Source organism: Segatella sinensis (assembly GCF_040095255.1).
Lineage (GTDB): Bacteria > Bacteroidota > Bacteroidia > Bacteroidales > Bacteroidaceae > Prevotella > Prevotella sinensis.
The window spans coordinates 1-21,861 of sequence record NZ_JBBNGE010000015.1; the positions used below are offsets into that span (position 1 = coordinate 1).

Consider the following 21,861-nt stretch of genomic DNA (forward strand, 5'->3'; position numbering starts at 1 on the left):
TCTAACGTTTACTCTATAAACGTACACCTGCTTGCTTTTATTGTGCTATGCTATCCACACGCTTTTGCAAGTGACCCTAATAATCTTTTTGGATGGCTGGTTGGGCGAAGCAATGGTTAATCAGCTCTGTCTTTCCGATGCGTCGAGGGGAAATCAGAGCCATGTTATTCTCATTGGTCAGCATCTCTGTGATGTGCTGGGTTTCTTCCACACGGTCGCAGAAGTATTCCGGACCGGCGTAACCATTTGTGACAAAAGGATTCTTCATTACCATATTTATACCTTATTATATATTCTACGTTTGCAATTCTTTTGCAAAGATAATGCAAACGAGCGCAATGTAAGCTTGCTTACAAATTGCCGAGTGCAGCTTATCTTCTGCAAAGATACAACTTTTATTCCGATTATCATAAAGTGATTATCATAAAATGATAATGAAATAAGGAATTTTATCATTTGATGATTATCATAAATTGATAATTATGACATGGAGACTCCTCTAATGTCAATAAAAAAAGGGTTGCAATCCTCGAAAAGATGGATTACAACCCTTTATACCTTATTATATATAAGAGTTAAGATAACTCTATTATATACTTCTTTGAGGAGGCTTATTACAGCTGAGCCAACTCTACAACCTTATCTACTGCAGCGCTCAAACCGTCTTTGTTCTTACCGCCAGCCTGAGCATAGTGAGGCTGACCGCCACCGCCACCCTGAATCAACTTGGCAGCTTCGCGAATCATCTTACCAGCGTTCAAACCGTGATCCTTTACCATATCATCGCTGAACATCACGCTGAGCATAGGCTTATCGTTGAAGTAAGAACCTACTACGCAGATCATGTTCTCAGGCAAAGCCTCGCGAACCTTGAATACCAAATCCTTGGCAGCTGCTGGCTCCATTGGCAATACGGCTGTAACAACCTTCACACCATTGATTTCTCTTGCATTCTCTACAAGCTTATCCTTGGCACGCTCCACAGCCTGAGCCTGGAACTTCTCAACATCCTTCTTCAAGGCATCGTGCTCGTCGATGTACTTTCTGATGACACCCTCAAGATCCTTGGCATTGTTGAACAAGCCCTTCAACGCTACGATGGTATCCTGCAAGCCGTAGATAGCCTCCTCGCAAGCCTTGCCTGTCAAAGCCTCGATACGGCGGATGCCGGCTGCTACGCTGCTCTCAGAGATAATCTTGAAGAAACCAATCTTACCGGTGCTCTTGGCGTGAATACCACCACAGAACTCGGCAGATGGACCGAAGCGAACCACACGAACCTTGTCGCCATACTTCTCGCCGAAGAGGGCGATAGCGCCAAGCTCCTTAGCCTCCTCGATAGGAGTATCGCGGTGCTCATCTAATGGATAGTCGGCACGGATCATTTCGTTTACCATGTGCTCTACCTTGCGGAGCTCCTCATCAGTTACCTTCTGGAAGTGAGAGAAGTCGAAACGCAAGGTGTCCTTATCTACATAAGAACCCTTCTGCTCTACGTGCTCGCCCAAAACCTGCTTCAAACAGTAGTCGAGCAAGTGGGTAGCTGTATGGTTGGCAGCGCTTCCCTCGCGGCTTTCGATATCAACGCAAGCCATGAAATCAGCGTTTACATCCTTTGGCAACTCCTTTACGATGTGGATGCTCTGGTTGTTCTCGCGCTTGGTGTCGATAACCTGGATAGTCTCATCCTCGCTAACGAGTACACCCTTGTCGCCAACCTGTCCACCCATCTCACCATAGAATGGAGTGTTGTCGAGTACCAACTCATAGAAAGTGTTCTTCTTCTGAGTCACCTTGCGGTAGCGCAGGATGTGGCACTCATATTCTGTATAGTCGTAACCCACGAAGTTCTGGTCGCCTTCCTTCAAAACCTCCCAGTCGCCGTTCTCTACGGCAGCAGCATTGCGGGCACGCTCTTTCTGCTTCTTCATCTCCTCGTCGAAGCCTGCAGCATCTACTGTGTAACCATTCTCACGGCAGATGAGCTCTGTAAGGTCGAGAGGGAAACCGTATGTATCGAAGAGGCGGAATGCACTTACGCCGTCGAGCTGAGTCTCGCCATGAGCCTTGAGTTCGTCCATATCGCCATTGAGGAGGTTGATACCCTTCTCCAAGGTGCGGAGGAATGAATCCTCTTCCTCTTTCATCACGCGGGTGATGAGCTCCTGCTGAGCTGGCAACTCTGGGAAGGCTGCACCCATCTGCTCTACCAATACATTGACGAGCTTGTACATGAATGCCTGCTTCTGGCCGAGGAATGTGTAAGCGTAACGTACGGCACGGCGCAAGATACGGCGGATTACGTAACCAGCCTTGGCATTGCTTGGTAACTGGCCGTCGGCGATAGAGAAGGCTACGGCACGGAGGTGGTCGGCGCAAACACGCATAGCGATGTCGATCTTCTCCTGCTCATCCTTACCCTCACCATTCTCACCAGTAGGAGTAGTGAAGCCATACTTCTTGCCAGAGATAGCCTCGATTTCCTTGATGATTGGCTGGAAGATATCTGTATCATAGTTAGAGTGCTTATCCTGCAACATGCGAACCAAGCGCTCGAAGCCCATACCTGTATCGATAACGTGCATTGGGAGAGGTTCGAGAGAACCGTCAGCTTTGCGGTTGTACTGCATGAACACGATGTTCCAGATTTCGATGACCTGTGGGTTATCTTTGTTTACCAACTCACGGCCTGGCACCTGAGCCTTCTCCTCTGGAGTACGTGAATCCACGTGAATCTCAGAGCAAGGACCGCAAGGACCTGTATCGCCCATCTCCCAGAAGTTGTCGTGCTTGTTGCCATTGATGATGTGGTCGGCTGGCACGTGCTTAGCCCAGTAGCCCGCAGCCTCGTTGTCGCGTTCCAGACCTTCCTCCTTACTACCCTCGAATACGGTAACGTAGAGGTCGGCAGGGTTGAGCTTCAAAACTCCAGTAAGATACTCCCAAGCCATATCGATGGCGCCTTCCTTGAAGTAGTCGCCAAAGCTCCAGTTACCGAGCATCTCGAACATGGTGTGGTGGTAAGTATCGTGACCTACCTCTTCGAGGTCGTTGTGCTTACCGCTTACACGGAGACATTTCTGAGTATCAACACGACGAACATCCTTGCCTGGGTCCTTTGTACCGAGGATGATGTCTTTCCACTGGTTCATACCAGCGTTTGTAAACATCAGCGTTGGGTCATCCTTGATAACCATAGGTGCTGATGGAACAATCTTGTGACCCTTACCTTCGAAGAATTTCTTGAAGGATTCGCGTACTTCATTAGCTGTCATCATATTATCTTTTATATTAATCTTTTTTAATTCTCAAATGCTGTTTCAGAGGCTGTATTTCTCCTCTGTTTTGATTATTTTTTGCCCTTAAGGGCATTTTCTTCCGAAAAACTTTGCAAAGATAAGAAGAATTGCTTAATTTTGCAACAAAATTAATTATTTTTGAAATTAAAGTTTGGAAAAATGGCTTTAAATACAGATAAAAACGTAAAATTGTACTATTCCATCAAGGAAGTGGCTGAGGAAGTGGGTGTAACGGAGTCAACTCTCCGTTATTGGGAAAAGGAGTTTCCTTTCCTCAGGCCTAAGGTGGGCGTGAACAAGGTGCGTCAATATTCTGACAAGGATATTGAGCAGGTGAAACTCATCTATAACCTGATCAAGGTGAAGGGATTCAAGATTGCTGCGGCACGTAAGTATCTGAGTCAAAACAGAACGGGTGCCGAGAAATCGTCTGACGTTCTCGACACCCTCATTTCTGTAAGAGATCAGCTCAAGGAACTCAAGAAACAGCTAGACGGACTGGTTTAATACTTTAAACTTGGAACATTGAGCTTTGAACTTTATGATTAGTAAAGTGTAGGGGATTACCAGCATTCTTCGCCGAAAACCTCGGCGATGGTAATCTTGCTGGCTTCTTTCTTGCTGAGCTGGTGGCTCCAGACCATGAAGAGGGTCTTGGCGTATGGGCGCCAAGGACGACCCAAATATACCTTATCAACTCATTGTTTTGTTTGTTTTTGTTTTAATGATTGTAGTTTATTTGGCTTGATGAAATTCTGGAGCCGGAAGCAGTAGGCTTCCAGCTCCAGATTTCAAATGATATCATCTTTGTTCTTTTTTGATGATGATACCATCTCTGTTCTTTTCAGATTATAAGATTCTCTGCACTTCCTGCAGATCCTCAATCGTCTTGAGCTTATCCATGATGATCTTCACTTCATCACGGTCATGAATACGAAGTTCGATGGTTCCGTCGAAGATACCGTTGTCGCTGCTGATGGTAAGCTTGTGGATGTTGAAGCCCAGCTGGTCGCTGATAATCTTGCTCACATCGAGGAGCATGCCCTTGCGGTCGATACCCTTGATTTCGATGGTTGCATCGAAGAGCATCTGCTTGTGCATATCCCACTTGGCATCCACGATGCGGTTGCCATAGCTTGATTTCAGCTTGGCAGCTACATTGCACGAACGCTTGTGAATCTCGATGCGGTTCTTGTTATCGATGAATCCCATCACGTCGTCGCCCGGAATGGCGTGGCAGCAGGAAGGGAAGATAAACTGATTGATGTTTTCTTCGGTCAGGATGAGCGGCTTCTTCTTGTTGAAGTCCTTGCCCACCACAAAGAGTTCCTGTGGCTTTACGATGCCGCCCGTTTCCTCCTTCTGCTTGTTCTTGCCCAGGAATGGAATGTAGTCGCGCCAGCTCGATGATTGCTTCTGCTTCTTGGGCTTGCCCTGCAGTTCATCGAGGTCTTTCTCTCCGAGCAGGATACAGTGTTCGCCCAGTGACTGGAAGAAGTTGTCGCGCTTCTGGATATTGTGGAGTTCGCAGAGCCTGTCCACTACCGAGTTGGTCATCTCCATATTGTTCTTCTGCAGCCATTCGGTGAGGATGCTCTCACCCTTTTTCTGCACTTCGCGGGAGTCACGTCGCAATATCGCCATGATCTTGCTCTTAGCCTTGGCTGTGCTTACGAAGTTCACCCATGCAGGCTGTACGTGCTGACTCTTGGAGGTAAGGATCTCTACCTGGTCGCCGCTATTCAGCTTGTGGCTCAGAGGTACCAGCTTATGGTTTACCTTGGCTCCGATGCAGTGGCTGCCCAGGAAGGTATGTATCTGGAAGGCGAAGTCGAGTGCAGTACATCCGGCTGGCATCGTGATGATTTCTCCCTTCGGGGTGAAGACGAAGATTTCAGATGCATAGAGGTTGAGCTTGATAGCGTCGAGGAAGTCCATCGCATCAGGCTGCGGATCGTCCAGAATCTCCTTGATGGTGCTCAGCCAGTCGTTCAACTCGTTTTCATCCTCAGTATATTCGCCACCCTCCTTGTATTTCCAGTGGGCTGCAAATCCCTTTTCTGCCACCTCGTCCATGCGGTCGGAGCGGATCTGTACCTCTATCCAGCGTCCCTGCTTACTCATCAGGGTAACGTGGAGAGCCTGGTATCCGTTAGCTTTCGGATGGTTCAGCCAGTCGCGCAGACGGTCGGGATGGCTCTTGTATATCTTGCTGATGGCAACATAGACATTGAAGCATTCGTTCACCTCGTTGGTTCTGCTCTTTGGAGTCACGATGATGCGAACTGCAAGAATATCGTAGATTTCATCGAAAGAAACGTGCTTGTTCTGCATCTTGTTCCAGATGGAATAAGGGCTCTTGACACGTGCCTTGATCTTGTAATCCACACCCAGCTTATCCAGTTCCTCACGGATAGGAGCGGTGAATTGTGCAAAGAGGGTGTCGCGTTGCGATTCGGTATCTGCAAGCTTATGCTCAATGTTGGCATACTCCTGTGGATGGTCGTAGCGGAAGCTGAGGTTTTCCAGTTCGGTCTTGATTTTGTTAAGTCCGAGACGGTTGGCGAGTGGCGCATATATATATAAGGTCTCGCCTGCAATCTTGTATTGTTTGTTGGCTGGCTGCGATTCCAGGGTGCGCATATTGTGCAGTCGGTCGCAGATTTTGATGAGAATCACTCGGATGTCATCGCTCATGGTGAGCAACAACTTCTTGAAGTTTTCTGCCTGTGCAGAAGCCTGGTCTCCAAAGATGCCACCACTGATTTTTGTGAGTCCATCCACAATCTGTGCCACCTTGGCACCGAAGATGTTGGAGATGTCTTCTACCGTATAGTCTGTATCTTCTACCACATCATGGAGCAGTGCTGCGCAGATGCTGGTAGAACCCAATCCCATTTCCTCACAGGCAATCTGTGCCACGGCGATAGGGTGCATGATATACGGTTCGCCAGACAATCGGCGCACGCCCTTGTGCGCCTGACGGGCGAAGTTGAAGGCTTTTGTCACGATATCTACCTTCTTGCGGTGTCGCGAGCTGAGGTAGGTGTCGAGTAAATGCTGAAAGGCATCACCGATCAGTTTGTTGTCGGCCTGCTCTCTTTCTAGGTCTTTCAAGTTCTGGTCATCCATAGCTGTACCCTCCTATTTATAAAATGATTAATGATGTATTACTGAAGCCCACGATCCTGGGCGTGGGCTTCAGTATATAGATTTTATTTTTTATTTCACTTTGATCTTCTTTCCGGCACGAATACTGTTGCCCGAAATCTTGTTCAGCTTCTTGAGCTTCTTCACGGTTGTTCCGTTGCGAGCAGCAATCTCCGAGAGTGTATCTCCGCTCTTGATGGTTATGCTCTTGCCTCTAGAGTTCTTTCTCTTGCCCTTCTTACTGCGGCTGTAGCGTGAAGACTTGCTTCGGCTGCTACGTGAAGATGATACGCTGCTGCGGGAACGGCTGCTGCGGGAGCGGCTGTAGTTTGGTTCATCGTCGTTGACTTCTACCACATCACGCTTCAGCAGAAGCTCATCAGCACGGTAACTGAAGATGGAATCCTTGTTGTCGATGAAGGCTCCGATGAGTGATTCCGGCAGACGTACAGGCATTGGCCTGTGACTGCCGTTGATGATGTCGTGGCGATACTGTGGGTTCAGGTTGCGAAGATGCTCGGCATCGATGTTGAGAACCTTGGCAATCTGCTCGATATGAACATCCTGATTCACTTCCACGGTGTCTGTCTTGGTTGGCAACTCAGTTACCATCGGACAGATGTTGTGGTCGCAGTAATAGTTCATAATATAGTTGGCTGCGATGAAAGCTGGTACATATCCACGTGTCTCCTTTGGCAGGTATGGATAAATCTTCCAGTAGTCAGTCTCGCCCTTGGCACGATGGATTGCCTTGCTTACCTTGGCTGGTCCGCAATTGTAGGCTGCGATAACGAGGTTCCAGTCGTCGAAGATCTTGTAGAGATCGCGCAGGTAGTGGGCTGCGGCATAAGATGCTTTCACTGGGTCGCGGCGCTCATCGTAGAGGGTATTCACCTCCAGACCGTAGCGCTTGCCTGTGCTCAGCATGAACTGCCAGAGACCTGTGGCTCCTACGCGGGAAACAGCCTTGGGGTTGAGTGCCGACTCGATAACCGGCAGATATTTCAGCTCCAGTGGCAGGTTGTATGCTTCCAATGCCTCTTCGAAGATAGGCATGTAGAAGTTGCTGGCACCCAGCATGAAGCTTACAGAGCGACGAAGTTTGCCGCTGTAGCGGTCGATGAACTTCTGTACTACCTCATTGTATGGCATTTCAATAAGTGTAGGGAGTCGCTTCAATCGGTCGATATATACCTGTGTTTCGAAAACTGGATTCACATCACGGTATTTGCAAGAGGTGTCGGCCATCATGTAAGCCTGTGTATTGTAGAGGTGAAGAAGGCTGTCGAGGTTGTCTTCCAAACCTTCAGGAACTTCGATTTCCTCCAGCTTACCGTCCTTGTCTGTTACGGTAATCACATCGTCCTTGTCTTCTGCATTGTCGTTTTGGGCTTGAATGCCCTGCCAGCTAAACAGCATCGCTGCTGCCATGATGATTATTTTCTTCATTATCTAATGTCTATTGTTTTCTATTTTAATTATATGCTTCTTTTTCGTTTAGTTTTCTGATGGTTACTTTTAGAATGTGAGTGAGCATTGCAGTCCGAGTGCGCCTGAACGCAGCGGGTTGTTGTATCTGCCGTTATTGAGCACGGCAGGCTCCACTCTGAGGCTGAGGTCGTCGGAGATGTCGAATTCTGAGAGCGATGCATCTACATATGCATCGATGACGGAGAAGGCGTAGATGCCAATCATCACGAAGGTTCCCATATCTCTCCAGCGGCGGAATTTGTCTTTACGCTTACGGAAGATTTCCTTGTAGCGTTCTATGTTAGAGGCATCGATTGTGGCTCCCAAATGCAGAAACTGGTTGTAGCTCTGCGTGTTCGGGTCATCATCCATAATGTCGAGGTAGGCCTGCGAGTAGTCGTGATACATCTGGTTGTTCCAGGTGATGGCGTAAGCGCAGCCTACGAAACCACCATATATAATAGGTAGTTTCCAGTATTTGCGGTTGTAGATCTGTCCTGCTCCGGGCAAAATCAGTGCAAGCCACATGGCGCGCTTGGCATCTGGTCGCCAGGTAGCCCAATCGCGCTTCTTCTTCTGCATCGGCCTGAGCGAACTGTTGAGTTTAGCCAGATTCATGCTGTCCTTGGCTGTGATGGCAGAATCAACCGAAGTCTTTACCGCTTCTGTCGCCATCCTTGCCGAGTCGGCAGCAGCGAAGTCAGGAACGGCTACTTCTGCCTTCGCCTTCTGTTTCTGAGCCGAAACTTGGAGCGAGGTTGCCAGCAGTAAAGCCGAAATGCAAATATGTGATAATCTTAAATTCACTTTTTTATTCTTCTATATCTTATTCGGAACAGATGAAGCTGTTCCTGTTTATCGAAATAATTTATTTCTTTCTATATAAAAAAAGATTTATTCCTGTTTCAGTTTATCGAAAACGTTCATGATGTGCTCCAGTTCCTCTTCATTGCTGAATGGGATGCTGATTTTTCCCTTGCCCTTGGCAGAGCAGGTGAATTGCACCTTGGTATTGAGGAATTTGGAGAGCTTTTCTCTAAGCATGGTGAATTCCTCGGGTATCTGTGTCTTGGCAGTGATGGTTTTCTTGCCGCTTTCCACGTCTTCACCGCTTTTCAGTCGCTGTACCATCTCTTCCACCTTTCTCACGGAGTAACCGTTCTTTTGGATTTCCTTGAAGAGCTTGATCTGAAGCGACGGACTGTCGAGTGCTAGGAGCGCTCTGCAATGTCCCATATCGATTTCTTTCTTCTGGAGTGCCATCTGCACCTGTGCCGGCAGCTTCAGAAGTCGGAGATAGTTGGCAATGGCAGCACGGCTTTTGCCCACACGCTCGGAAATTTTTTCCTGAGTCATTCCCTCGTTTTCCAGAAGATGTTCATATGCAAGTGCAATTTCTATGGCGTTGAGGTCCTGGCGCTGGATATTCTCCACGAGCGCCATCTCCATCACGTTTTCATCGCTGATGGTGCGGATGTAGGCAGGTATTGCCATGAGTCCAGCTAGTTGTGAAGCTCTCCATCGTCTTTCTCCCGCAATAATCTGGAATCGGTTTTCCGAAATCTGTCGCAGGGTGATAGGCTGGATAATGCCGATGGCACTGATGCTATCGGCGAGTTCGCGCAGCGCCTCTTCGTCAAACTCCCGTCGTGGCTGGTTCGGGTTTGCCTCGATCTGATCGAGAGGTATCTCGTTGATGGTGCTGCTGCCCTGAGTACGTACTCCCTCTGTCGAGATGAGGGCGTCGAGTCCGCGGCCCAGGGCGTTGTTTCTTATGCCGTTATTGAATTTCTTATGTACTGCCATTTTTGCTTTGAACTTTGAATTTTGAACATTGAACTTTCCTGATGGGTTCAATTTCCAAATCTTATCTATTCTTGTTGATAATTTCCTTTGCCAGTGCCAGGTGGTTCTTGGCACCATTTGATTCTGCATCGTAGAGAATGACTGGGAGACCGTGGCTCGGACTCTCGCTCAATTTCACGTTGCGCTGGATGACAGTCTTGAATACCAATTCCTGGAAGTGGCGCTTCACCTCGTCGTAAATCTGGTTGGCGAGTCGGAGGCGGCTGTCGTACATCGTCAGCAGGAAACCTTCTATTTCGAGCTTCGGATTCAGCTTGCTCTTGATGATCTTGATGGTGTTGAGCAGCTTGCTGATTCCTTCCAGTGCAAAGTATTCACACTGCACAGGGATGATCACGCTGTCTGCGGCGGTAAGCGAGTTCACTGTTATCAAACCCAGCGATGGGGAACAGTCGATGAGAATATAATCGTATTCTTCGCGGATGGGATCGAGCAGTTTCTTGATTACTTTCTCGCGATTCTTTAGGTTGAGCATTTCTATCTCAGCTCCTACAAGATCGATGTGGCTCGGCACGATGTCGAGTCCGTCGATGTCGGTAGTGTAGATGGCATCACGCACATCTGCATGGCTGATGATGCACTCATAGAGTGAGCAATCTACCTCGCTGATGTCCACACCCAGACCGCTGGATGCGTTTGCCTGAGGGTCGGCATCGATGACGAGTACCGTTTTCTCCAGGGTAGCAAGCGATGCAGCCAGGTTGATGGTGGTTGTTGTCTTTCCGACGCCACCTTTCTGATTAGCTAATGCTATGATTTTTCCCATTTTTAAAGTCTATATAATAACCTGAAGTGTGCGCCTGCGAGTCTAATAATGGCTTTTGCGCACAGAATTTTTCGGCAAAGATACAAAAAATATGCGAGAAATATGTTTCTTTAAAGGTTTTTTCGTACTTTTGCACCAAAAAGAAAGATATTTTTATGGAAAATAAGAGACCTTTAGTGTTAATTTCAAATGATGATGGCTATCATGCCAATGGTATCAAGACCCTCGTGCGCTTTCTGAAAGACTGGTGCGACGTACTCGTTGTGGCTCCCGAAAGTGCCCGCTCCGGATTCGCCTGTGCCTTCTCGGCTACCACTCCGCTGCGACTGAAGCGCCGTCATAATATGGGCGAAGATGTGGAGGTTTGGTCGTGCAGCGGTACGCCGGTGGATTGTGTCAAACTGGCGCTCGACCAGTTCTACAAGGACCGTCGCCCTGATCTCGTAATCGGCGGTATCAACCATGGTGATAATTCCAGTGTGAACAATCACTATTCAGGTACGATGGGCGTAGCCAAGGAGGGATGTATGCAGCACATTCCTAGCATTGCCTTCAGCAGTTGCAACTATGATGAGAATGCCGATCTCTCGCCTTTGCGAGACGGTGTAGCCCAGGTGGTAAAGATGGTTCTGGAGAAGGGCTTGCCGAAATATACCTGCCTGAATGTCAACTTCCCGGCACAGCCTCCGTTCAAGGGCTTCAAAGCTTGCAGAATGGCACATGGCTCGTGGATCAACGAGGTGGAACATCGTACGCACCCTCATGGGTATGAATACTATTGGATGGTGGGCGATTATCGCAATGACGAACCGGATGCTGCAGATACAGATCAATGGGCGGTGAATCATGGCTATATTGCCATCACGCCGACCAAGATTGATATCACGGATTATGATTGGATCAAGAACTTTAATATTGAACTTTAATATTGAAAGTTCCAAGTTAAAGCATATCATAAAGTTCCAAGTTCAAAGTATCAAGTTCAAAGTATCATGAAGTATTATTTGATAGTAGGAGAGGCGAGTGGTGATCTGCATGCTAGCAGATTGATGCGTTCGCTAAAAAATGTTGACGAGTTTGCGGAATTTAGGTTCTTCGGTGGTGACTTGATGGCTGCCGAAGGTGGCACTCGTGTCAAGCATTACAAGGAACTTGCCTATATGGGCTTTGTTCCTGTGCTGATGCATCTGGGTACCATCTTTTCTAATATGAAAAGATGCAAGGAAGATATTGTGAAATGGAAACCGGATGTGGTAATCCTTGTAGATTATCCTGGATTTAATCTGAATATCGCTAAGTTCTTGAAAAAGAAGACTAATATTCCGGCGTACTATTATATCTCGCCTAAAATCTGGGCGTGGAAGGAATGGCGAATCCGAAGTATCAAGCGTGATATCGCCGAACTTTTCTCCATCCTGCCTTTCGAGGTGCCTTTCTTCGAGAAAAAGCACCGTTATCCTATCCATTATGTAGGTAATCCTACGGCAGAAGAGGTGAATGAGTTTCGGTCGGAATATCATCAGAATTTCGTGGAGTTTTGTGAAGAGAATAATCTGGACAGGCATCGCCCGATTATTGCTTTGCTTGCCGGAAGCCGTTTGCAGGAGATTAAGGATAATCTGCCTGCCATGATTGAGGTGGCAGAGCGGTTTGAGGATTACCAGATGGTGCTTGCAGGAGCTCCTTCCATCGAGGATTCTTATTATGAGAAGTTCCTGAAGAGTACGCCAGTCAAGATGGTGCGCAATAAGACCTATCCGCTCCTGAGTCACAGTACGGCGGCTTTGGTAACGAGTGGTACGGCTACTTTGGAGACGGCGCTGTTCGAGGTTCCGCAGGTGGTTTGCTATGAAACTCCATTGCCGCGTCTAGTTCGCCTTGCGTTTAAGCATGTGATGTCGTGCAAGTATATTTCGCTGGTGAATCTGATTGCCGACAAGGAAGTGGTGCAGGAGATGTTTGCCGACCGTTTTCAGGTGGATGCCATCGCCGACCAGCTTTATCAGATTTTGCCAGGCAAGGAGGGCAGGGAGCGTATGCTTTCTGAATATCGTGAGGTGAGAGAGCGTCTGGGTAACCAGGTTGCTCCTGATGAGGCTGCTGCCATCATGTTCGATCTCTTGGTCAAGCGTCGTGAAATGCTGGTTAGACTTGCCAAGGAGAGAGCCGAAGCAGAAGCCAAGGCTGCTGCCGAAGCCGCCGAGCGTGCCCGATTGAAAGCCCTGGCTGAAGCTGAAGCTGCAAAAAAGAAAGCGGAACAACAGGCTGAGGCCGTAAGAAGAAGAGCGGAAGAGGAAGCCGAAAAGGCAAGAAGGAAGGCGGAAGAGGCTAGAAGACTGGCAGATGAAGAAGCCGAAAGAGCCAGAAGGGCAGAAGAACAGCTTAATGAGTCGCAGCAGGAGGAATTGAAATAGCTGCTCTATGGGTACCGTTATAAATTAAAAAATCCAAGCTAGAATGAATCTGGCTTGGATTTTTTCTTATTGTACTTTTTCAGAATGGAGTCTATCCGAAAAGCTGGAGGGTGTAGAGATAAATCACAGCAGCTGGAATCGCCATGAGTGATGAATCGAAGCGGTCGAGCATTCCGCCATGGCCCGGCAGGATATTACCACTATCCTTTACTCCCAGGGTGCGCTTGAAGAGACTTTCTACCAAATCTCCCCAGGTTCCGAAAACTGCTACAACTACTCCTAAACCTACCCATCCGAGAATGCTGAGGCGGTGAGCCTCGCCATCGTTGGCAATGTAACCGATGATGATGGCTGCGATAATTACGAAGATACCACCACCGATGCTACCTTCCCAACTCTTCGCCGGACTGATGCGAGGAAACAGCTTATGCTTGCCGAAAAGTGAACCGCTGCAATAAGCACCCGTATCATTGGTCCAGAGGAAGATGAATACGCTCAGAGGCAAGAGCATGTCGTAATGAATCTGACCATCGAATGCTGAAGTCTCAAATGCCAACACGTTGATCATCGAGAATGGAAGGGCAATGTACATTTGCGAAAGCATGGTGTAAGCCCAGTCGTTGATGGCGTTCTTGTTAGCTGTATAGAGCCCTCCGATGAAGAGGTAGATGATGGTGAGCAAGTATGGTACGAATACCACGAAGTTGCCCACGATACCTGTGCGGAATCCAGCTACGGCAAGGAAGAAATATACTCCTGCCACGGTGGTAATGAATCGGTTGACGGTTACGTCTTCCTTTTGGTTCACCAGTCCGCAGTACTCCCAGATGCTTAGGCCTGTAATCAGGGCGAACAGGAATACCATTGCCCTAGGATTCAGGAAGCAAGATACCATACACACAACGAAGAGTACGCCTGTGATGGATCTAATTACTAGATTTTTTTGTTTCTCAGTCATGGTCTTGCTTTTTATTCGTTATTTTTCTTGTTTCCAGAAGTTTTCTCGTACCCCTTCTCTGAAGCATCATCTGAAGTCTTTTCGGAACCCTTCTCTTCTGTATCCTCAGAAACCTTTGCGGGAGCTTTCTCTGAAGTATTCTCTTCAGCCTCCTCCTTCGAAGCTTTCTTTGCCTCTTCATGCTCCTTGATGGCTGCCTGAACCTCAGGCATATCCTTTACGGCATCATCAATCTTAGGCTGTTCGTCCTCCATGATTTCCTGAGAACGGCTCAGCCAAGGACGCTTGCCGAAGATGTGCTCCACGTCTTCGGCCATAATCACCTCTTTTTGAATCAGCAGCTCGGCAAGGGCGTTGTGACCCTCCTTGTGCTCCATCAGGATGTTCTTGGCACGGGTGTATTGCTCGTTCACCATCTGCAGAACCTCCTTGTCTATCTCGCGGGCTGTAGTCTCTGAGTATGGACGCTGGAATGAATACTCGTTCTGGTTGTAATAGCAGATATTTGGCAAAGTCTTGCTCATACCCAGATAAGCCACCATTCCATACGCACTCTTGGTCGCGCGTTCCAGATCGTTCATCGCGCCGGAAGAAATATGACCGGTGAAGAGTTCCTCGGCTGCACGTCCACCCATCAGCGAGCACATCTCATCGAGCATCTGCTCCTTGGTGGTAATCTGTCGCTCCTCAGGGAGATACCAGGCTGCTCCGAGTGCCTGACCACGAGGCACGATCGTAACCTTGATGAGTGGATTGGCATACTGACAGAACCAGGAAATGGTTGCATGGCCTGCCTCATGGAGTGCGATGCTTCGTTTCTCATCGGCAGTCATCACCTTGGTCTTCTTCTCCAGTCCGCCTACTATTCTATCTACGGCATCAAGGAAATCCTGCTTGCATACCGCCTTCTTGTCGTGACGGGCAGCAATGAGGGCTGCCTCGTTACATACATTTGCAATATCAGCACCCGAGAAGCCAGGGGTCTGGCGAGCCAGGAGGTCCACGTCCACAGTGTCATCTATCTTGATAGGCTTGAGGTGAACCAGGAAGATTGCCTTACGCTCGTTCAAGCCTGGGAGATCTACGTGGATTTCTCGGTCAAAACGGCCGGCACGGAGCAGGGCGCTGTCGAGCATATCTACACGGTTGGTAGCTGCCAGAATGATGACACCACTATTGGTACCGAAACCGTCCATCTCTGTAAGTAGGGCGTTGAGCGTGTTCTCTCGCTCGTCGTTTCCGCCCATTGCCGGGTTCTTGCTGCGGGCACGGCCCACAGCATCGATCTCATCGATGAAGATGATGCAAGGAGCCTTCTCCTTTGCCTGGCGGAAGAGGTCGCGTACGCGCGATGCACCCACGCCGACGAACATCTCTACGAAGTCTGAACCGCTCATGGAGAAGAATGGTACGCCAGCTTCGCCAGCTACAGCCTTTGCCAGGAGAGTCTTACCGGTTCCTGGAGGACCAACGAGCAATGCGCCCTTAGGAATCTTACCACCCAGATCGGTATATTTCTGCGGATTTTTGAGGAATTCCACGATTTCCTCTACTTCCTGCTTGGCACCTTCCTGTCCGGCAACATCCTTGAAGGTGATTCCCAGGGAATTTCCCTTCTCGTACATCTTTGCCTTACTCTTACCTACATTGAAGATGCCGCCGCCCATGTTACTCATACCGCTTCCCATTCTGCCCGACATCCAGTAGATGAAGAGGAAGAAGAGGAGGAGAGGGGCAACGCTCATTACGAGATTCCAGAAATCATTGCTCTTCTGGTTATCGTAACTGAATGAACGGATTTTCTTCTCCTTCACCATTTCGTTGGCGTAGCGATCTACCTCGTCGATCGATCCGAACTGTACCTTGACGTAAGGATTCGGTCCTACGCTCTGGGCGCTCATTTTATAGACATCTCTCGTATATTTCGGGTTGATATATATCTTGAGAGTACTTTCCGTCTTGTTGGCTACTACGCTCAGCACGTATCCCTTATCTACATATTGTTTGAATTCGGTATAGGTGGCTTCCTTGGCTGCGCTTCCGCCCAAGGCATCACCACCGCCACTGAAAAACAAAGCGATGAGGGCGATGAGGATAATGGTGTAGAGCCAATTCATGTTAAACCTAGGCATCTTCGGACCTTTTCCTCCGCCAGGATTATTGAAGTTGTTGCTTTGTTCCATTGTTATTGTTTATTTCTATTTGATGTATGCTCTTTTTTCTCTCTTGATGCGCTGTTTTAGTGCATCATCTTCCTTAATGCCGTTCTTGAAGCATCTGTAGAGTCTGCTGCCATGTTCGGCATTCTTGGGAATTAGTCGAGATTCGGAATATGGGTGAGCTTGGCGTCTGCCCAGAGATGCTCCAGGTCGTAATAGGCGCGTACCTCTGGCAGGAAGATGTGAACGAGAACATCCACAAAGTCCATAGCCACCCACTGATCGTTGCCCAGACCTGCCACATTCACCGGCTTTTCGCCAAGGTTCTTGCGGCACATATCGCCCACTGATTCTGCGATGGCTTCTACCTGTGTTGGTGATCCACCCTGGCAGATGATGAAATATTTGGCGATGGTGCCATCCATTTCACTGAGGTCGGCGATCACGATGTCTTGACCTTTTTTCTCCTGTATTCCTTCCTTAATAGTCTCTACGAGTTGTTTAACTGTGTTCATTTAATCTTTCTTTATTTTTTTATTTTCTTTATTTACTACCTTATTATATGTAATTATGGTACAAAGATACGCTAAATACCCGAAAAAGCCATAGAAAACAGAAAAAATTGAGATTTTTTAGAAAAAAGTGCCGAAAAATTTTGGTGATTCAAAAAAAAGTTGTACCTTTGCACCCGCAATTGAGAAACAATATGCTTGAGATTGCAATGATATTGGGATATGGTGTAATGGTAACACTACAGATTCTGGTCCTGTCATTCCTGGTTCGAGTCCGGGTATCCCAACTTCATCATTCAGGCATTCTTCTCTTTTAAGCAAAATTGGGATATGGTGTAATGGTAACACTACAGATTCTGGTCCTGTCATTCCTGGTTCGAGTCCGGGTATCCCAACTAGAGAGCATCTTTCATTTCGAAAGATGCTTTTTTCGTATATTTACCTTTTGGGGATTGGGGAGAACTTCGCTTTCTACTATCTTCTTCAAAAGAAAAGAGGGTGTGTCGTGGAATTATGACACACCCTCTTATTTGATTTCGATAAAATCTTTTACTTGTTCTCTGCATCAATAGCCTTGATTTTCTCTTTTACGAGCTTCAAGTCTTCTTTGAGCTTTTCTACCTTACGGTTCATTTCCTCTACCAGGCTATTACCCTTCTTGCTTGCTGCATTGAGGAAGCCGAGGTTGTTCTCGTAGGTTGTAATCTCAGCGCGCAGCTGATCGTAGCGGCGCAGCAGTCTGCCACGTTCGTTGTCTAATGCGTTGACACCTTTCTCGGCAACATTCTTGAGGTTGTTCTTGAAGTTGTGGATATGGCGCTTGGCATTGTTGGAACGTAAGGTCTTGTAGAGCTTGTCCATCACTTCGTGATACTCCTGGTAAACCTTGTCTTTCTCCTTGAATGGTACGTGACCTACAGCGTTGTACTCTGCGATGAGGTCCTGCATATTCTTCTGCAGGTGCTCGCCGGCATTCTCAACCAACTCGTTGAGCTTAGCGATGATCTCACGCTTCTTGTCCAGATTGGCATGCTCCTCGCTGCGTGCACCGGCATTCAGCTTGTTGCGTGCATCGAAGAACTTATTGCATGCGCCGAGGAATTCCTTCCAGAGCTGGTTGCCCTGCTTGCGAGGCACGTAGCCGATGTTTTTCCATTCTCTCTGCATCTGAATCAGCTTGTCACCGGTCTTCTTCCACTCAGTGCTATCTGCCAACTGCTTAGCCTTCTCCACGAGCTTCTGTTTCTTCTCGAGATTCTCTGCATACTGGCTCTTGATATTCTTGAAGAATTCAGCCTTCTTGCTGAAGAATTCGTCGTTGGCGATTCGGAAGCGCTCGAAGATTTTCACGTTCATCTTCTGAGGAGCAAAGCCTATCTTCTTCCATTCACCTTGAATCTCGATGATAGCCTTGGTAGCATCCTCCCAATCGGAAGCCTGCTTCTTCTCCTTCAGATTGATAGCCTCAATCTTTTCGCAGAGGGCAGTCTTGTTGGCAAGATTCTCCTCCTCCTTGGCACGCAGATCCTCGAAGTGCTGCTGGTGCTTCTTGTTGATTACGGTGCTTGCGTTCTTGAAGCGGGTCCAGATTTCCTCGCGCAGCTCTTTTGCTACAGGACCGATTTCGCGGTATTCCTGATGCAGGTCTTGCAACTGGTGGAAGGCTGAGATTACATCTGGCTCTTCTGCGAGCTTCTCGGCAGCCTCACAGAGCTTGGTCTTTGCCTCAAGGTTTTTCTTGAAGTCGTATTCGCGAGCCTCGTTGTTGAGTTTCAGAAGGTCGTAGAACTGCTCCACGTAGAGCTGGTAGTTCTTCCATACCTCGTTTGCCTTGTCGGCAGGGATAGCCTTGATTTCCTTCCATTCCTGCTGTAGGGTCTTGAATTCCTGATATGATTTGTTGGCCTCTTCTGGCGAAGTGGTCATTGCTTTGATCTTTTCGATAATCTCAAGTTTCTTCGCAAGGTTTTCCTGCTTTTCCTCTTCCTGCTGAAGGAAGATCTTGGCTCTCTTTTCCTTGATAATCTGCATTTCGGCCTTGAAGGCTTCTTCTGTGTCATCTGGTAAGAGAACATACTTTTCAGGATCACCACCTGCTGCGAGATACTCTTTTGTCTGCGCATCTCTTTCTGCGAGATGAATCTTGTAGAAAATTGTCTTCAGCATATCAAGCTCCTCTTTGTTAGGAACTTCTGCACTATGAGCAATTTCTTTTACTCTTTCGAGTACTTCCTGCTTGGTGGCGTATGCCTTCTTGGCAGGATCCAGGGTGCTCTGCTGCAACAGAGCGTTTTCTTGAGAGTCCATCATGTCACTTTGTTTAGTTTATGATTCGAGTTTCTTTGGCCGGTAGTCGTCTCAGACGATTCGACCCACAAAAATATTTATTATATTAATTCTGCAAACTTAAACAAAAAAATCGAATATCTAGTCAAGATATTCGATTTTTTATACTTTTATAACAATAGAAGCCCTTTAGGACTGTATTTTCCAGCTATAATTGTTCCAATGTTTATAACAGTCGCTTGTATCTCAGGAAGCCCCAGCTTAAGCCTGAGACGATGAACGAGAGCACCAGGGCGAAGGCGAATCCGTAAGGACTCTCTTCCATGCCGTTGATCAGGTTCATACCGAACAAGGATGAAATCAGCGTTGGCAACATCATGACGATACTGATACTGGTGAGGGTACGCATCGTGGTGTTCATATTGTTGTTGATGATGCTCGAGTAGGTATCCATCGTAGATTCCAGAATGTCGGAGTAGATACTGGTGGTTTCCCTAGCCTGCGTCATCTCGATGTTTACGTCCTCGATCAGGTCAGCATCCAGCTCATCCACCTGCAGCTTGAACTTCAGTTTAGAGAGCAGGGTTTCGTTGCCGCGGATAGAGGTGGTGAAGTAGGTGAGGGAGTCTTGCAGGCGGCTAAGGCCTATCAGGCTCTCGTTGTTCACGCCGTGGTCAAGATTTCTCTTGGCCTTCTCGATGAGCGAATTGATCTGTTTGAGTCGTTTCAGATACCATACGGCAGAAGAGAGGAAGAGTCGGAATATCATATCCACATAGTCGGTGAATCCTTCGCCGCGTTTCTGCTGATAGCTTACGAAGTCTATCATCATATTGGTTTCGTAGAAGCATACGGTAATGGTTACGTCGCGCTTGTGGATGATGCCTAGCGGCACTGTGGTATATGGGGTGCGGCTACGTATTTCCTTGACGTAAGGGATACGGAGGATGATGAGCATCCAACCGTCGTCGTATTCGTAGCGGGCACGCTCATCGGTATCGCTGATATCCGAAAGGAAATAATCAGGGATCTTGAATTCTTCTTCCAGCAGTCGCTGGTCTTCATCGGTTGGACATGTTACCTGTACCCAACAGTTTGGCTGCCACTCATTGAGTGCAGTCAGATTCTTATCGATATTCCAGAAAGTCTTCATTGTTTGCTAATCTCCAAATAATAAAAGGTTTGGGTATGGAGATGAGCATAGGGTTGCGCCCTTCTTGTGGGTTTACGGTTGCTGAATCTCCACGCCTTACAATTCGTTATTGTTCTCCGCGTGATAATCGTCCATTTTGGTTGTTATTTAATGAAACATCTGCAAGCTTTTCTGTATTTTGTTCTTCGCAGTTTTACAGTTCTTGCCAAATCGCCTGCAAAGGTAATGATTTTAATTGAGAAAAGGAACAAAAAAGCCGAGAAATTTCTTTCTCGGCTTTCTTTTTTCATCTTTTTGTAATTTCTTGTTTCTTATTTAGCAGGAATCTCAGCCAGGAGCTGCTTCATCAGGTTCCAGAAAGGAGCTACGCAGCTAATCTGGCAGCGCTCGTTGGCTGTGTGAGGGCTGAGCAATGTAGGGCCGAATGATACTACATCGAGGTGAGGATACTTGCCCAGGATGATAGAGCACTCCAAACCTGCGTGAACAGCCTGTACTACGCCATCCTTGCCGTTCTGCTCCTTGTAAACCTTCAGTACATGCTCCAGGATGTCGCTCTTAGGGTTAGGGTTCCAGCCGCCGTAAGCGCCGCTGAACTCTACCTTCATGCCAGCCATGTTGAAGCAGCTCTCCATCATGGTAGCGAGATACATCTTGTAGTACTCGTGGCTGGAACGAGCCAGGATTTTGATGGCTGCCTTGCCGCCGCCAATCTCGATGATGGCGAGGTTAGAAGATGTCTCTACGATGCCTGGCATAGATGGAGCCATACGCAATACGCCGTCGTGGCAGGCATAGATGGCATCTACCAGGTTGTCCTGAATCTCTGCAGGAACCTCTGTAGCTGGAGTCTCTACGTTCTCGGTGAAGAATTCAATGTTCTCGGTGTTTTCGATGCCGTTGAACTCATCGCAGATCTCGTCCTTCCAGTCGGCTACCATGTCGTTCAGTGCCTCTACGTTCTCCTTTGGCAGGGTGAGTACTACCTGTGCCTGGAATGGGATGGCATTGCGCATGTTGCCGCCCTGCCATGAAGCCAGACGTGCATCGAGCTCAGAGATAGCCTCGCGTACGAAGCGAACCATGCACTTGTTGGCGTTGGCTCTGCCTTCATTGATCTCGATGCCGGAGTGACCGCCCTTCAATCCCTTCAGGGTAACCTTCACGGCTGCATCTTCCTTGTCTGTCTCTACCTCTTTATAGTCGAGTGTTGCTGTAATGTCGATACCGCCGGCGCTGCCGATTACGAACTCGCCCCATACCTCTGTATCGAGGTTCAGGAGGATGTCACCGTTCAATTCGCCTTCAGGAAGACCATTGGCACCAAACATACCTGTCTCCTCATCTGCAGTGATCAGACCCTCTACTGGTCCGTGCTGCAGGTCCTTAGCCTCCATCACAGCCATGATGGTAGCTACACCCAGGCCGTCGTCGCTACCTAAGGTGGTCTTATTGGCACGTACCCAGTCACCGTCGATGATGGTCTCGATTGGGTCGTTCTCGAAGTCGTGGTTGCTTTCAGGAGCCTTCTGAGGCACCATATCCATGTGTGCCTGCATGATAACACCCTTTCTGTTCTCCATGCCTGGAGTAGCAGGTTTGCGCATCACGATGTTTCCGGCAGCATCCTGGAAAGCCTCTACGCCAGCTTCCTTTGCCCAGTCGAGCAAATAAGCCTGAATTTTCTCCAAATGTCCTGATGGACGTGGAACTTGTGTCAACTTGTCGAAATTACGCCAGATTTCCACTGGACTAAGATTCTTAATGTCAGCCATAATATCTTTATTTAAATTGTTAATGTTCTATTTGTTTTTGAATGTTATGCTTC

At 47.9% G+C, this 21,861-nt stretch carries 15 protein-coding genes, 2 tRNA genes and 1 pseudogene; 5 read left to right on the plus strand and 13 right to left on the minus strand.

Annotation, left to right across the window (positions count from 1 at the left end; all coding sequences use genetic code 11):
* Positions 1 to 76: 76 nt before the first annotated feature.
* Both AAAT87_RS06020 and alaS read right to left on the minus strand, forming a co-directional pair.
* The gene (locus tag AAAT87_RS06020) at positions 77 to 268 is read right to left on the minus strand and encodes a hypothetical protein (protein ID WP_428848566.1); all 192 of its coding nucleotides are present in this window, start codon (positions 266 to 268) and stop codon (positions 77 to 79) included.
* A gap of 346 nt (positions 269 to 614) precedes the next feature.
* Entirely contained in the window at positions 615 to 3,278 is a 2,664-nt protein-coding gene (alaS, locus tag AAAT87_RS06025; protein ID WP_349225925.1) for an alanine--tRNA ligase, read from the minus strand.
* A 180-nt stretch (positions 3,279 to 3,458) separates the two neighbouring features.
* Between alaS and AAAT87_RS06030 the strand changes: the two genes are divergently transcribed.
* Complete coding sequence (locus AAAT87_RS06030; protein ID WP_089544872.1) at positions 3,459 to 3,806, plus strand: MerR family transcriptional regulator; 348 nt, start codon at positions 3,459 to 3,461, stop codon at positions 3,804 to 3,806.
* A 342-nt stretch (positions 3,807 to 4,148) separates the two neighbouring features.
* On the opposite strand, the gene AAAT87_RS06040 is transcribed toward AAAT87_RS06030, so the two are convergent.
* The 5 genes from AAAT87_RS06040 to AAAT87_RS06060 form a co-directional block, all read right to left on the minus strand.
* A complete protein-coding gene (locus tag AAAT87_RS06040) occupies positions 4,149 to 6,431 on the minus strand; it encodes a RelA/SpoT family protein (RefSeq protein WP_295023757.1) in 2,283 nt (760 codons plus the stop codon).
* Between the two features lie 90 nt (positions 6,432 to 6,521).
* Positions 6,522 to 7,898: a lytic transglycosylase domain-containing protein gene (locus AAAT87_RS06045; RefSeq protein ID WP_349225926.1), complete on the minus strand. Its 1,377-nt coding sequence runs from the start codon at positions 7,896 to 7,898 to the stop codon at positions 6,522 to 6,524.
* A gap of 69 nt (positions 7,899 to 7,967) precedes the next feature.
* On the minus strand, positions 7,968 to 8,726 hold the full coding sequence (locus tag AAAT87_RS06050; RefSeq protein ID WP_427876042.1) for a DUF5683 domain-containing protein: 759 nt from the start codon (positions 8,724 to 8,726) through the stop codon (positions 7,968 to 7,970).
* An 87-nt stretch (positions 8,727 to 8,813) separates the two neighbouring features.
* On the minus strand, positions 8,814 to 9,725 hold the full coding sequence (locus AAAT87_RS06055; protein WP_089544894.1) for a ParB/RepB/Spo0J family partition protein: 912 nt from the start codon (positions 9,723 to 9,725) through the stop codon (positions 8,814 to 8,816).
* A gap of 61 nt (positions 9,726 to 9,786) precedes the next feature.
* Positions 9,787 to 10,551: a ParA family protein gene (locus tag AAAT87_RS06060; protein WP_295023755.1), complete on the minus strand. Its 765-nt coding sequence runs from the start codon at positions 10,549 to 10,551 to the stop codon at positions 9,787 to 9,789.
* 155 nt (positions 10,552 to 10,706) lie between these two features.
* Here AAAT87_RS06060 and surE point away from each other — a divergent pair, with 155 nt between their 5' ends.
* On the plus strand, positions 10,707 to 11,477 hold the full coding sequence (gene surE, locus AAAT87_RS06065) for a 5'/3'-nucleotidase SurE (protein WP_293505653.1): 771 nt from the start codon (positions 10,707 to 10,709) through the stop codon (positions 11,475 to 11,477).
* A gap of 66 nt (positions 11,478 to 11,543) precedes the next feature.
* Positions 11,544 to 12,686, plus strand: a pseudogene (lpxB, locus tag AAAT87_RS06070) (lipid-A-disaccharide synthase); the annotation flags it as partial.
* A gap of 370 nt (positions 12,687 to 13,056) precedes the next feature.
* Here the strand turns inward: lpxB and AAAT87_RS06075 are convergent.
* From AAAT87_RS06075 to rsfS, 3 genes are all read right to left on the minus strand, one after another.
* Positions 13,057 to 13,923: a phosphatidate cytidylyltransferase gene (locus AAAT87_RS06075; RefSeq protein WP_089544865.1), complete on the minus strand. Its 867-nt coding sequence runs from the start codon at positions 13,921 to 13,923 to the stop codon at positions 13,057 to 13,059.
* Positions 13,924 to 13,934: 11 nt separating this feature from the next.
* Positions 13,935 to 16,106, minus strand: coding sequence for an ATP-dependent zinc metalloprotease FtsH (ftsH, locus tag AAAT87_RS06080; protein WP_228115551.1), 2,172 nt, complete (start codon positions 16,104 to 16,106; stop codon positions 13,935 to 13,937).
* Between the two features lie 131 nt (positions 16,107 to 16,237).
* The gene (gene rsfS / locus AAAT87_RS06085) at positions 16,238 to 16,597 is read right to left on the minus strand and encodes a ribosome silencing factor (RefSeq protein WP_089544864.1); all 360 of its coding nucleotides are present in this window, start codon (positions 16,595 to 16,597) and stop codon (positions 16,238 to 16,240) included.
* A 213-nt stretch (positions 16,598 to 16,810) separates the two neighbouring features.
* Between rsfS and AAAT87_RS06090 the strand changes: the two genes are divergently transcribed.
* Positions 16,811 to 16,881, plus strand: a tRNA-Gln gene (locus tag AAAT87_RS06090).
* Between the two features lie 37 nt (positions 16,882 to 16,918).
* A tRNA-Gln gene (locus AAAT87_RS06095) sits at positions 16,919 to 16,989 on the plus strand.
* Positions 16,990 to 17,143: 154 nt separating this feature from the next.
* On the opposite strand, the gene AAAT87_RS06100 is transcribed toward AAAT87_RS06095, so the two are convergent.
* The 3 genes from AAAT87_RS06100 to AAAT87_RS06110 form a co-directional block, all read right to left on the minus strand.
* A complete protein-coding gene (locus tag AAAT87_RS06100; protein ID WP_295023752.1) occupies positions 17,144 to 18,904 on the minus strand; it encodes a DUF349 domain-containing protein in 1,761 nt (586 codons plus the stop codon).
* A 202-nt stretch (positions 18,905 to 19,106) separates the two neighbouring features.
* Positions 19,107 to 20,033: a magnesium transporter CorA family protein gene (locus AAAT87_RS06105; protein ID WP_089544862.1), complete on the minus strand. Its 927-nt coding sequence runs from the start codon at positions 20,031 to 20,033 to the stop codon at positions 19,107 to 19,109.
* 311 nt (positions 20,034 to 20,344) lie between these two features.
* On the minus strand, positions 20,345 to 21,808 hold the full coding sequence (locus tag AAAT87_RS06110; protein WP_295023751.1) for an aminoacyl-histidine dipeptidase: 1,464 nt from the start codon (positions 21,806 to 21,808) through the stop codon (positions 20,345 to 20,347).
* Between the last annotated feature and the right edge of the window lie 53 nt (positions 21,809 to 21,861).